The sequence below is a fragment of the Psychrobacter sp. APC 3279 genome, from assembly GCF_030407795.1.
In the GTDB taxonomy this organism is placed as follows: domain Bacteria; phylum Pseudomonadota; class Gammaproteobacteria; order Pseudomonadales; family Moraxellaceae; genus Psychrobacter.
The window spans coordinates 145,066-157,625 of sequence record NZ_JASDCR010000004.1; the positions used below are offsets into that span (position 1 = coordinate 145,066).

General features: G+C 43.3%; 11 protein-coding genes. 7 read left to right on the top strand and 4 right to left on the bottom strand.

Features of this window, described 5'->3' with window-relative positions; all coding sequences use genetic code 11:
• Nucleotides 1-157: 157 nt before the first annotated feature.
• From QL898_RS03250 to gspK, 6 genes are all read left to right on the top strand, one after another.
• A complete protein-coding gene (locus QL898_RS03250) occupies nucleotides 158-946 on the top strand; it encodes a TatD family hydrolase (protein ID WP_201606833.1) in 789 nt (262 codons plus the stop codon).
• Between the two features lie 233 nt (nucleotides 947-1,179).
• On the top strand, nucleotides 1,180-1,863 hold the full coding sequence (locus tag QL898_RS03255) for a TetR/AcrR family transcriptional regulator (protein WP_057759351.1): 684 nt from the start codon (nucleotides 1,180-1,182) through the stop codon (nucleotides 1,861-1,863).
• 324 nt (nucleotides 1,864-2,187) lie between these two features.
• A complete protein-coding gene (locus tag QL898_RS03260) occupies nucleotides 2,188-2,886 on the top strand; it encodes a prepilin-type N-terminal cleavage/methylation domain-containing protein (protein ID WP_290175797.1) in 699 nt (232 codons plus the stop codon).
• A 38-nt stretch (nucleotides 2,887-2,924) separates the two neighbouring features.
• Entirely contained in the window at nucleotides 2,925-3,395 is a 471-nt protein-coding gene (gspI, locus tag QL898_RS03265; protein ID WP_290175775.1) for a type II secretion system minor pseudopilin GspI, read from the top strand.
• Nucleotides 3,392-4,249, top strand: coding sequence for a type II secretion system minor pseudopilin GspJ (gspJ, locus tag QL898_RS03270; protein ID WP_290175776.1), 858 nt, complete (start codon nucleotides 3,392-3,394; stop codon nucleotides 4,247-4,249). The genes gspI and gspJ overlap by 4 nt, the downstream gene beginning before the upstream one ends.
• 48 nt (nucleotides 4,250-4,297) lie before the next feature.
• Nucleotides 4,298-5,377, top strand: coding sequence for a type II secretion system minor pseudopilin GspK (gene gspK / locus QL898_RS03275; protein WP_290175777.1), 1,080 nt, complete (start codon nucleotides 4,298-4,300; stop codon nucleotides 5,375-5,377).
• A 22-nt stretch (nucleotides 5,378-5,399) separates the two neighbouring features.
• On the opposite strand, the gene QL898_RS03280 is transcribed toward gspK, so the two are convergent.
• The 4 genes from QL898_RS03280 to ychF all read right to left on the bottom strand — a co-directional run bounded on the left by QL898_RS03280 (nucleotide 5,400) and on the right by ychF (nucleotide 9,744).
• Entirely contained in the window at nucleotides 5,400-6,080 is a 681-nt protein-coding gene (locus QL898_RS03280; RefSeq protein ID WP_057759356.1) for a TetR family transcriptional regulator, read from the bottom strand.
• Between the two features lie 104 nt (nucleotides 6,081-6,184).
• Nucleotides 6,185-7,609, bottom strand: coding sequence for a deoxyguanosinetriphosphate triphosphohydrolase (locus QL898_RS03285; RefSeq protein ID WP_290175778.1), 1,425 nt, complete (start codon nucleotides 7,607-7,609; stop codon nucleotides 6,185-6,187).
• Between the two features lie 264 nt (nucleotides 7,610-7,873).
• The gene (locus tag QL898_RS03290) at nucleotides 7,874-8,524 is read right to left on the bottom strand and encodes a hypothetical protein (protein WP_290175779.1); all 651 of its coding nucleotides are present in this window, start codon (nucleotides 8,522-8,524) and stop codon (nucleotides 7,874-7,876) included.
• A 128-nt stretch (nucleotides 8,525-8,652) separates the two neighbouring features.
• On the bottom strand, nucleotides 8,653-9,744 hold the full coding sequence (gene ychF / locus QL898_RS03295; protein WP_102094907.1) for a redox-regulated ATPase YchF: 1,092 nt from the start codon (nucleotides 9,742-9,744) through the stop codon (nucleotides 8,653-8,655).
• Nucleotides 9,745-10,153: 409 nt separating this feature from the next.
• Here ychF and QL898_RS03300 point away from each other — a divergent pair, with 409 nt between their 5' ends.
• Nucleotides 10,154-12,358: an ATP-dependent helicase gene (locus QL898_RS03300; protein WP_290175780.1), complete on the top strand. Its 2,205-nt coding sequence runs from the start codon at nucleotides 10,154-10,156 to the stop codon at nucleotides 12,356-12,358.
• Nucleotides 12,359-12,560 lie beyond the last annotated feature (202 nt).

Here is a 12,560-nt window from a genome sequence, read left to right on the forward strand (position 1 = left end):
ATAAATTCTATTTAGAGTATTTTTGATAGCCATTTAAGGTAGTGTACCGTTAAACAATACTTGAAAACAGCTTCCTTCACAGCAATCAATGCAAACAAGATTCAAATTTTTAATTCCCAGACTTTTAATTGAGAAAGTTTTAATAACGAGATTATTTATGTTTACAGACACTCATTGTCACCTTAACCGTTTAGATTTGACGAAATACGATGGTAAATTATCTGGCGCGATTGACGCTATGAAAACTGCTAATGTTACCCGTGCGATGGCGATTATGTGTGATTTTGCAGAATACGACGAGATTGCCAATATTGTGAGCACCTATGGTGACGAGACCCTAAATCTAGGGATGAGTGTAGGGATTCATCCTTGTGAGGATATCGATATACTGAAATCAGCGACGGTTGAGCGTCTAATCGAGACTGCTGATAAAGACCATGTATGGGCAATAGGCGAGACAGGGCTAGATTACTACTGGTCTACAGAAAATAAAAAAGAGCAGCAAGCCAGTCTTGCACGTCATATCCATGCAAGTCAGCAACTAAAAAAACCGCTTGTCATACACATGCGCGATGCAAAAGAAGATACGATCGATGTCTTAAAGAGTGAAGGTGCTGAGCATGGTATTATCCATTGTTTCACTGAAGACTGGGAGACCGCAAAACGTGCTTTAGATTTGGGATTTTATATCTCTTTCTCAGGCATTGTCAGTTTTAAAAGTGCCCAAAATATACAAGACGCTGCACGACAAATGCCTAAAGACAGAATCTTGATTGAGACCGACAGTCCATATTTGGCGCCTGTGCCTAAGCGTGGTCGTCCCAATGAGCCCGCCTACGTACCCTACGTCGCAAGCTTTATCGCAGATATGTATGGTTGTGATAGTAACGAGGTCGGAGCATTAACCGCAAAAAACTTTGAAAATTTACTGGCACAGTATCGCTAAAATGGTTATGCTATGACCAGTCAGTCATTTATGTGATGGTCTCATAGTTTAATCCCCTTTAGTATTTAATTTACTAAATGTAACTATATGATTATCAATGACTATTTGTAAATATAAGCATATCCCTTTTATGGTATTTCAGCAGTTCTTGTATAGTTTTATACGCTCATTGCCAAATGTACGCACATAATTGATGGTCATATGCTTAATCTTGTCATGTTTTAGGAGAGATTATGAGTCGTCAGCACCAGTTCAAGGCACGAGAAGAGAACATCTTAGCGATGGCAGAACAATTGCTACTTGAGTCAGGCGATGGTGATATCACTTTAGACAGTTTGGCAGATCAGCTCGATTTGGCTAAAGGCACCCTGTACAAGCATTTCTCCAGTAAAGATGAGCTTTATCTGCGTATTATTATTCGTTACGAAGAGCAATTGTTTGAGATTAACCGTATTGATGACTGCCCGTCGGCAGGCGTTGCCCGCATGATTTTCCAACAGTTATTCAACCCGCAAAAAGCCATGCTATTGAACCAAATTGAAGAGCGTCTGGCAGCATCAGTGACTGGGCTCAATCGTTTGTTTGGTGAATTATATGATATCCGTCGCCAGCGCATGAAGCGTTTGATTGATATCATCAGCGCATACTTAAAAGATGAGCACAGTAACTTGAGTACTCGTGATTATCTATCATCTATTTGGGCAATTGGTCAGGGCGGTGCAGGACTATTGAATTCCAGCTTTTACCAACGTTACTTAGGTCGCCGTGATACGCTGCGTTATGCCTTTGTTCAGCAAGTGCTAGAGTTGCCAAGCCATTATCCTGCTGATGATGAAGAGGTCATGGATGAGGATATGCAAGAACTGGTAGAGCAAATCGATACTGAATCAGAAGAGCACCGCAATACCAACTATTAAATTAGTTATCGGTAAAGTAGCTCTTAGTAAAGTAACTATTAATAAAGTAGCAAGTAATTTTTGGGTTGTGAACCTTTCTTAACTTTAATAAACCGTGTTGTAATGCTTACTATTGCAGCACGAATTCATATATCTTCTAATATTCTTCAAAACCCTTTCTCATTCTGCGACAATTAAAATTGGGCTTATAGGTGCAATATGCCGGTCAGTGTTAAGACGCAGTCCAGTTCAGCGGCTACTTGCTCTTTTACTCTAATTAGTCAAACGTCTCAGTCAAGCTGCTTAGATACAAGACCTACAGACCATTGTCGCAGCTGTGCCTGCATATCAACTGATGCTTATCACTTATCATCAGTCTCATCGTTAAACAGTCGGCCACAGGCTGGTTTTACATTGGTGGAAATCGTGGTGGTAGTGGTTATCTTGTCTATATTTGCTGGCATAATGAGTTTGTCTGTCGGTAGCAGTGAATCCCGCAAAAACCGCGCTTTTTATGAGCATCTGACCGATTCATTGAGTTACGTTCGCCTATTGTCGGCTGAACGTATGCAGCCGATGGGTTTGCGTATGCAGGCAGATAAGCAGGGGCAGGTAGAGCCGGTCATCGTTACATTATCAAATCCATATGTCGCGTACCAGACAACAGAGATGATGTCAGATAGCGCCGACAGTCAGCCTAAGAATGCTATGGAGCTGTCGGCAGAGGTTGCTGGTCTATCAGGCTCTACTGATGAGCAAAAACCAACGCCAAGTTGGGAAGTCGAGTCGGATATCAATTTGCCTGAACTGCCCACTGGCGTGAGTATTAGAGTTCAAAGTTTGGATTCTAGCGGTTTACAGAGTACGGGACGAACCCAAACGTTACAGCCTTGGTTTAGCGATCAAAATGTACCGCAGGTATTGTGGTTTGGTACAGGACAAGCAACGCCCGTCACCATTGAAGTGCTTCACGATTCGCGTTTAGTGGGCGAGGTGATTACGATAATGCCAGATGGTAGCATGCGAATCGGACAGGGGTTATAGTGACTAAATTATATAAACCTCCTATGACAAGTCAGCCTATGTCACCAAGATCTATATCACTCAAGTCTAGGCGCGAGAGCGGCTTTACCCTTATCGAAGTGATGGTTGCTCTGGCTATTTTGGCAGTGGTAGCAGTCGCGGCGAGCCGTGCCAGTAGTGCATATCTGAGCTCAGTTGATATATTGCGTACTCGTACGCTTGCTCACTTCGTCGCTCAAAATGCCGCCGCTGATTTGCGTATTCAAGAGACGTGGCTGACAGCCAACCGCACCCAAACCGTGAACGCTCAAGGGCGTGATTGGCAAATATCAATGACAGTCGGTGACGCCATTACACCTGCTCTAAAAGAAGTAAATATCGAAGTTTCGCCTATTATAGATGGACAGACGCGCACATCGGTCACTGATATCACTGTGATGCTAAGTAATGCTGAGCAAGATACGGGCAGTTTGGATTTAAGTGGTCTAAGCACAACAGGTAATAGCGAGCAGGCAGGGGGCGGTCTGTGAGACATCAGCGTGGTTTCACATTACTTGAGCTAATGGTTGCCATGGCAATATTTGCGATGCTAGCCGTTGCAGGCTGGCAGGTATTTGATGGGGTCAACCGTGCTCGTGAGCGCGCACAATTCCATGCTGACAATCTGGCTGTCTTGCAGTACGCTTATTTACAGTTACAGCAAGACATGGGTCAAATTATCCCTTATCAAGCGGCGACCCAAAGTGTCAGTGCAGCGAATAATAATACAAGCAACAGTACTAGTTCAGGTAATAATACTCAATCAAGCGAGCAAATAAATGAAATAGCGCCTGAGCCCTTTATGAGCTTAGATGGCGAGCATATCAGCTTTATACGCTTTGCCGATCCTGATCCACGATATCAGAATAGCAATAGCCTCCAACGTATCGAATATATTTTTGCGGATGAGCGTTTGATACGTCGCCAGTATACCAGTATGGAAGGCGGGCGTGACAGCGTCAGCCTAGACAGCGTATTGCTCGAAGGTGTCACAGCAGGAAGCTGGCAAGCTTATCTACCAGAGCTAAGTACCAAGTTTCCGAGCGATGATGCTAACAGTGGCAGTAGTACGAATAAAGCGGTGAGACAATCAGCGAATACAGCGAGTCCTAAGCCCACATCTTTTTTATTGCCAAAAGGAGTCGCGGTTAGTTTTACTTATCAAGACATGCCTATTACTTGGCAGTGGGCCCTAGCGCCACAACCAATACCCCGTAGTAGCGCAAAGGCTGCTAATAGCAACGGTAATAGTAATAATGATAATAGCAGCGACAATAATAATGGTAGTGATAGTAGCAACAGTAATAGCAGTGCGGATGATAGCAATGTAGGAACGAATAATTGAGAAGGTAGTAGTTAAAATGCATCAATTGCTCAACAACAAAGGCTATGTATGTCGATGACTGCGAACTCTCAACGCGGTGTTGCACTGCTGACTATCTTATTATTGGTAGTAAGTATTACTGTGGTTGCAGGATCAATGCTTGCTAGCCAAAAAATCGCAATTAGGCGTAGTGGTCTGTTATTCGATCAAAATCAGTTGCTGCAAGATATCGATGCAGGTCAACAGTTGGCTGTGACGATGATTCGCGCTGATAGCAACCTCAATGATACGGATAGTGCGCAAGATATCTGGGCGCAGCCTATACCACCTTATACATTGGCTAGTCACAGTGTCAGCATCGAGCTACGCGATGAGTCTGGTCGTTTTAACATTAATAACTTGTATCAAGATGGGACGGCCAATACCACTGCTTTAGCAGTATTCCAACGACTACTCACGCAACTAAATCTAGAGCCTGATATCGCTATTGCTATACTTGATTGGCAAGATGCAGACGGCGAGGTATATCAAGATGGCGGTGATGAAAGTACGGTATATGCGCAGCAGTCAAACGCTGTAGCAACAGATGCTCTGCCAAATCAGCCTTTTGTCAGTATCGATCAGCTACTAGAAGTGAAAGGGGTAAGCGCTGAGACATTAGCAGTATTACGGCCTTATCTTACCGCAGTGCCTTATTATGTGCCGATTAATATCAATACTGCCAGTCCTGTATTGTTAGCAGCACTAATTGAGGGTGCTAACAGCCAACAGATGCAATCACTGGTAGATATGCGCGCACAGCAGGCGCTGACGTCTATTGATACAGTATGGCAATTACCGATATTCGGCAGTCTAAATGATGAGCAACGAAAAGCACTAACACCAATGCTTGCCGTTGACAGCCAAGCATTTATGGCGCTTATCACAGCGATTGATAATGCAACTGTCGGACAGGCGAGAGAGCGTTTTGCCACTGTTTTGATTAGTAAAACTGTCGTTGATAATAATCAAGTAGTTAATAGTAGTCAGACAGCTAATAATAATCAGGCGAGTAATAGTAATAGTAATAGTAGTGAGGTAGACGGTAAAATGCCCAAGGAAGTCAAAGTAGTGACACAGCGACTATGGGCATTTCGTCCGAGCTTTTAGCAGAGGGTATTGAGATCGACGTTTAATCTTTTAGGCGTGTTTCTTCGCTAGACTTCCAATTATATGCCCCGTAAAAAAGCATCTGTGCTTGACGAGTACAGTTATGCAGCATTAGCTGTTTGTTCTCTTCGATTTCGTTTAGATCAATCTCATCATCATGATCTTCCGTATAGGTCAGCTCTAGCCAATCGATAATCCAAGAGAAGAACATATTTACGCCAGCCTCAGCCAATAGGCGACGGTCATAAGCGTTGATATGGGTAAACGCTGGCTGCAACGCTAAGTCGTCGGCCAACCCTTGAGCATGTATCTTAATCAATTCATTAATGGCTTTGCGTACTGCTTCTGACCCACCATAACGCTCACTGACCAAAAACTGCCAGTAATAAGGCTGATCACTGACCATGTACAAGAATAGCTGAATACTTTTTGCGATTTGACGATCAAAGCTACGTTTGCGGCCAATCTGCAGGCTATCACTTAACGTGGCTAACGTACCGCCCAATTCCTCAATGACCAAAGCGCGCCCGAGTGACTCCATATCATCAAAATGGCGATAAAACGCAGTTGGCACAACGCCAACCTCGCGTGTTACTTGTCTGAGACTGATAGAGCTAAAAGATTGCCCTGTCATACATAAATCGAGCACAGCATTAAAAAATGCGTGCCGAGTTTGAAGTTTTTTTTGTTCGCGACTGCTCATAATATTTCAAAATTGTCCGGTAGGTGTTTATCATACTCATTTCAACGCATAAATACGACTGAAATACGCCATTCATGTTAATTTACTAAGCCTGCACTGGTCTTTTAAACCACTGTGCCCCAATGACCTTGCAATTCTTGCGCCAGTCGATATGCTTCGTGGTCATTCATACCTGTAATAAAATCCAAAATATTTAAGACATTATGATAGATATCGTCAGACAAGATGCGGCGATGTTCGTCAAGATGGGGCTGTAGTAATCTTAACAGACGTTGCTGCTCAAAAGACATCGGCGGCTGCATAGTAGCAGATTGCGACCCTGTCCAAGCGAGCGGCATAAAGGCATTCAATAGGCTATGCAGGCATTGATTGGCCATTAGCTCCATTCTTACTTTGCTCGGATGGTTAAATATTTTTTCGCGTGCCAGCTGCTTAGCTTGATTGATACCATTTTGTACGCTGGTATCGCAATGGGCAAATAGGCTACCTTGCAGCGTGCCAGCTAGCAATGCATCACTGTTGGCGACAAAGGCATCGGTGACGGTATTGACCAAACGCATCATGGCTCGTGCCCGCAGTGAGGCTAGGCTTTGTCTGACAGACATATGCGCTGGCAAGTTTACGCTGCTTGGACGCTCACCAATCAGCTCATAAAATATTGTGGCAACTTCGCTATAGGTTAGCATATTCAGATTGATGCCATCTTCTAAATCGATTAGCGCATAACAGATATCATCTGCCGCTTCTAGCAGGTAAGCCAATGGATGGCGCGCAAAGCCATCGTGTTGCTCTGAGCGTGGTAAGTGCAAGCACGCCGCTAACTCTTCTAATTGAGACGCTTCGCTATAAAAGCAGCCAAATTTTTGCACATTATAATGGTTGTCATTGACATCGTTACTGTGAGTTGCCAACCACGGATACTTCATAAAGGCGCCTAGCGTGGCACAGGTGAGCCGCATACCACCCTTGTCAGGATGATGCTCATTACGTGCCAATAGGCGAAAGCCTTGAGCATTACCCTCGTATGCCAGTAAGTCTAATCGCTCGTTGCTGCTTAAATTTTGCAAAACTGCTTGCGGCTCAGGCTGTCTGAACCAGTCACGAATCGCATACTCTCCAGCGTGGCCAAAAGGTGGATTGCCAATATCATGAGCGAGACAAGCTGCTTGTACGATCACACCGACGTCTGCAGGTGAAACTCCTGTTGGTAGGCCGCTACCTAGTGCATCATGAATTTTTTCGGCAGCCATCATTCCCAAAGAGCGACCAATAGAAGAAACTTCTAGCGAGTGAGTCAGACGCGTATGAATACCGAGCTGATTGGTCAATGGATGGACTTGGGTTTTCTGATTTAACTGGCGAAAAGAGTGAGAAAATACCAGTCTGTCATAGTCTTTGTGAAACTGAGAGCGAGTACTGGTATTGGCGTTAAATTTTTTGGAAGCACCAAGACGCTGTGAGTTGAGGAGATGTGACCATTGTGTGGTAGGGGACGATAAGGAAGTTGGTTTATTTAGCATATTAAACATCCGGAACCAAGGGAGCCTCTAGCATAGCAAAATAGCGCCCTTGGTACAGCTATATAGTCAGAGAACTACTAAACGACTACGGCGTTCCCCTCCTTAAAGGTGCTATTTGTACAATCTGTAGTCGGCGGCCTTGTACCCGTTTTAGACTTCTTTGACTAGAGTTAATGCCCTGTAAATTGGATACGGTGTCAGTCTTGCTTAGCCTACTACTGGTAGTAATTTCACTCGCCTTGCTTGTATTCAAATTATATTGAATCAACTATATTAAGACTTTTGACAGTTAAAAAGTACGTCTTCCTTGTCGATAGCTACATCGCTGTCTAGTGTCTTATTGAGCAACGTGGCTTTGTCTCCATTTACTTGCCATATGATGCCGTGGGTATTGTCTAATCCAATATTACTGGTATAGATGCCTTTATCAGTATTAGCTTTAGTATTAGCAGTAGCTGTCAAATCGTATTCGATACCATCGATGAGCAAATGCGCTGTCTGCGGTGTACTGTCGCTATGATAAGAAACGCCGATAGTAGCAGTAGGCTCACAAGAGAAAGGAGTGCTGCTGCTGGCATGAGCGGCATGATCGTGACCTGCGTGCGCATATTCTTCGTGGCTATGACTCTTATGATCGTGTCCTTCATGATCGTGTCCTTCATGATCGTGTCCTTCATGATCGTGTTCCATATCGCTATGCTCTTTGTGACCGTGATCTTCGTGCTCTTCATGATTGTTTTCTTCGTGAACATGCATTTCATGACCTTGTTCATGTTCGGCGTGATGATCTACTGGTGCTCCTTCAGATACCACTGTATCGGTATCGCTGTTTGGCTGACAACCCAGTAAAGAGCCTGCCATCACACTACCTAGTATCGTAATACCTGCAAGTCTAGAAAAAGGAAAAGAAAAATAATTAGTCACAGTATGAGTCCTCAAATAAGCAAAACAAAGATATGTTATAATATAACAATATACTGACAAAATAAAGCCGATGATGGAGAATATCCAACATCGGCTAATTAACTTTAAACAAGCTACACTATTTAAAATTATACGTTAAATCTAAAGTGCATTACATCGCCATCTTGTACGATGTAAGTTTTACCCTCTAAACGCGATTTACCAGCAGCAGCAGCGCCTTTTTCACCGTTATATTCGATAAAGTCGTCATACGCAATGACTTCAGCGCGAATAAAGCCGCGCTCAAAATCAGTATGAATCACGCCAGCTGCTTGCGGTGCTGTAGCACCAATAGCGACAGTCCAAGCACGTACTTCTTTTACGCCAGCGGTAAAGTAAGTCTGCATATCAAGTAAGTCATAGCCACCGCGAATGACTTGGTCAAGACCGGCTTCTTCCATGTCCATTTCAGCTAGGAAGTCTTTTTTATCATCTTCATCGAGCTGTGCAATTTCAGATTCGATCTGATTGCATAGCGCGATGACGATAGAATCTTCACCAGTGGCATAGTCACGAACAGCGTCAAGATATGGGTTGTTTTCAAAACCATCTTCAGAGACGTTAGCGATATACATGGTCGGCTTTAGCGTGATTAAACCATAGCTTCTGATCAGTTTTTTCTCATCAGCGTCTAGGTTAGCAGCACGAGCCGCTTTGCCTTCTGCTAGTAATGGCTCAATCTTTTTGAACACATCAAGCATGGCACCAGCGTCTTTATCGCCGCCTTTTGCTTTTTTGGTCAAGTTAAATACCGCACGTTCAACAGCTTCTAAATCTGCAAGTGCCAGTTCAGTGTTGATGGTTTCGATATCATCAATCGGGCTAACGCGGCCATCAACGTGTACGACGTTGTCATCATCGAAACAGCGTACAACGTGAGCAATTGCATCGGTCTCACGGATGTTCGCTAGGAACTGGTTACCCATGCCTTCGCCTTTCGATGCCCCTGCGACTAGACCTGCGATATCGACAAACTCCATCGTCGTTGGTAATACGCGTTCAGGATTGACGATATCAGCCAGTTGCTTTAGGCGTGGGTCTGGTACTGGCACGATACCCGTGTTGGGATCTTTGGTACAAAATGGAAAGTTTTCAGCGGCGATACCCGCTTTGGTCAACGCATTAAACAAGGTGGATTTGCCCACGTTTGGTAGGCCGACGATGCCGCAATTAAAACCCATAACATTCTCTCAATGTATTAATAAAATCAGTTGGTATAAAGTTTGGTTAAATGATAAATCAAAATTGGGCACATTGTAGCAAATTTACCTGAATAGGGGTGAGGTTGTTACGGTATATGCTCAGGTTTTTACTCGATGATAATACGCAGCTTTATGATAAAAGTAGGTCATATTTGAGGCTTGAAAATGAACAAGGCGAATCAATAGGAGTGACACATAGCTTATGTGGGCTGATAAAGCCTATTTTTTAATATGGTAAACTGTCACGTATAGATAAGGGCTTGAAGTTCATGTAAATTCAGCACATATACTCTGCTATGTTTAGCAAATAATACTTACTCTAAAGCTATAAACAATCAGACATACGCTGATAATATCGCCAAAATAAAATGTAAGGCAATTTTAGACAATGACAACCTCGATTTTTGACACACGCCACTATAAATACCCGCAAAACTTCCTTGAGATGAAGCCTAAACTGTCTCGACTTGAGCAGGCTATTAAAAAACTAGAGGCAAATTTAATTGATACGGCTGAGCCGACAAACCTTAAGTTATTAAAGCAGAGACTAGATAGCGGGTTGGGGTTAAAGGTCGATTATGCCAGTGAGCTAAATCCCGATCAGCTAATGGCAGCGACTACGATCGATGGCAAAGTATTGGTCATTGCTGGTGCAGGTTCGGGCAAGACCAAAACTTTGACCTATCGCACCAGTTATCTATTAGAAAACGGAGTGTCGCCTAAAGAGATTTTGCTACTGACCTTTACGCGTAAAGCGGCAAATGAAATAAAAGATCGAGCTAAATCCTTGCTGGCAAGTAGTCCTTCAAATCAAGAGCTATCAGATGAAGAGTTGGCTGAGGATAAGCTGCCAACTGATAAGGCATTAAATAGCATCACTAGTGGTACTTTTCACTCGTTTTGTAATATGTTACTGCGTCAATATTCAGGGCTGCTCGGTATTAATCCGCGATTTACGATTTTGGATACGGGCGATAGTGAGGATGCTATCGACTTAGTGCATAAAGAAAAAAAATATCCTGCTCAAACCAAGTCACAGGCTTTTCCACGCAAAAAAACGCTGCAAAATATCATATCGACGTCTAGAAACAGACGTATACAAATTCGCGACTTAATCGAAAGCAATTACCCCGATATCGCCGTGCATATTCCTATCATCGAGCAGCTGGCAGTTGACTTTCATGAGTACAAGCGCGCCAATCACTTATACGATTTCGATGACATCATCAGCCAAGTCGTACGCCATTTGAAAACCAACGACACCTTTAGGCAGCGACTTCAAAACACGTATCGTTATGTCATGGTTGATGAATATCAAGACACCAATATTCCGCAAAAGCAGCTAATTGACTTAATATGTGAGCCTGATTCGGTGTCACTAATGGTCGTTGGCGATGACAATCAAAGCATCTATGCCTTTCGCGGCGCCAATTACGAAAATATTTTGCTCTTTGGTGAGACATATCCCAATGCCAAACTTATCAAGCTTGAACAAAATTATCGTAGCTCGCCGTCAGTTTTAACATATATCAATGCGTTGTCAGCACAAATCACGCTAGGCTATCAAAAGCAGCTTTACTCTGACGCACCGATAGAAGGGGAGAAGCCAATATTCCGACGACTCAGCGACGAGACAAAAGAAGCCAGCTATATAACTGACAAGATCATCACGCTAAAGCCAGAGTATGACTACAACGACTTTGCTGTATTATGCCGCACGTCTTTCCAGTCCAACTATGTGCAGCTAGAATTTATGGCGCGCAATATTCCCTTTATCGTGGTAGGCGGTATTAAGTTCATTGAAAGACGCCACATCAAAGACGTGTTAGCATTTGTCAAAATCCTCTATAATCCAAATGATACGATTGCTTGGCACCGCATCTTGACCTTGTTCAAAGGAGTAGGCGCAGTCACCGCGACACGGTTGACCCAAGCCATTACTGCTGACAATAATGCGTTTGAGCCGTTACTGGCCGCGCCTTTTGCAAAAAAGAGCAATCAGCTAGAACCTCTATATCATGCGCTTACCAAAGCACAGCAAGCTGAATCGGTCGAGACAGCTATTGAGCATATTCTTGAGTTTTATATTCCAGTGTTAAAGCTGATTGAAGAAAATTGGCGTGAGCGTACCGAAGATTTTCGGGTATTAAAGAATTTAGCGACAGAGCACACAAGCCTTGATAGCTTTTTAGAAAATCTCGCTTTAGACCCACCTAATGACTCGGTGGCTGTGATGGGCAATTCGGATAATGGACAAGACAGTAGCAATGACAAAGTCACTATCTCCACCATTCATAGTGCTAAAGGCCTTGAGTGGCCAGTAGTGTTTGTCAACTCATTGGTAGATGGCATCACGCCGCATCATCGTTCTTTGGATGACTTTGAAGCATTAGAAGAAGAGCGTAAGCTGTTCTATGTTGCCTGTAGTCGTGCAAAGACACAGTTATATTTGACCGCGCCAAATTACTTTTCTAGTTATTCTGGATATTTTGACAAGCCGTCACGTTTTATCGCTGAGCTATCTGCAAACGAGGTAACGGTTGAGACGACAAGGCGGACCATGATAGAAGACGATGACCCAATTTGGTGGTAATACTCTATGTTTAGTTGATTCTCCAATCAATTAAACATAAGCTAACAAAACCGTTCAGTAATATAGATAAGTGAGCTTTCGAATACTTGAACGTTTTATAACTAAAAACATTGGATAATTTGACGCTATTTTCATCAAATTTGTTGCTAGATTATTGCTCGAAGCCAATATTATTCCTATCAAAAATACCTTCTCAAAAACC

What these genes read in the sequence shown, in the direction of transcription:
- QL898_RS03255 (WP_057759351.1), top strand. Translation starts at nt 1,180, where the DNA reads ATGAGTCGTCAGCACCAGTTCAAGGCACGAGAAGAGAACATCTTAGCG.
- QL898_RS03250 (WP_201606833.1), top strand. Translation starts at nt 158, where the DNA reads ATGTTTACAGACACTCATTGTCACCTTAACCGTTTAGATTTGACGAAA.
- gspI (WP_290175775.1), top strand. Translation starts at nt 2,925, where the DNA reads ATGTCACCAAGATCTATATCACTCAAGTCTAGGCGCGAGAGCGGCTTT.
- QL898_RS03300 (WP_290175780.1), top strand. Translation starts at nt 10,154, where the DNA reads ATGACAACCTCGATTTTTGACACACGCCACTATAAATACCCGCAAAAC.
- ychF (WP_102094907.1), bottom strand. Translation starts at nt 9,744, where the DNA reads ATGGGTTTTAATTGCGGCATCGTCGGCCTACCAAACGTGGGCAAATCC.
- QL898_RS03280 (WP_057759356.1), bottom strand. Translation starts at nt 6,080, where the DNA reads ATGAGCAGTCGCGAACAAAAAAAACTTCAAACTCGGCACGCATTTTTT.
- gspK (WP_290175777.1), top strand. Translation starts at nt 4,298, where the DNA reads ATGTCGATGACTGCGAACTCTCAACGCGGTGTTGCACTGCTGACTATC.
- QL898_RS03285 (WP_290175778.1), bottom strand. Translation starts at nt 7,609, where the DNA reads ATGTTTAATATGCTAAATAAACCAACTTCCTTATCGTCCCCTACCACA.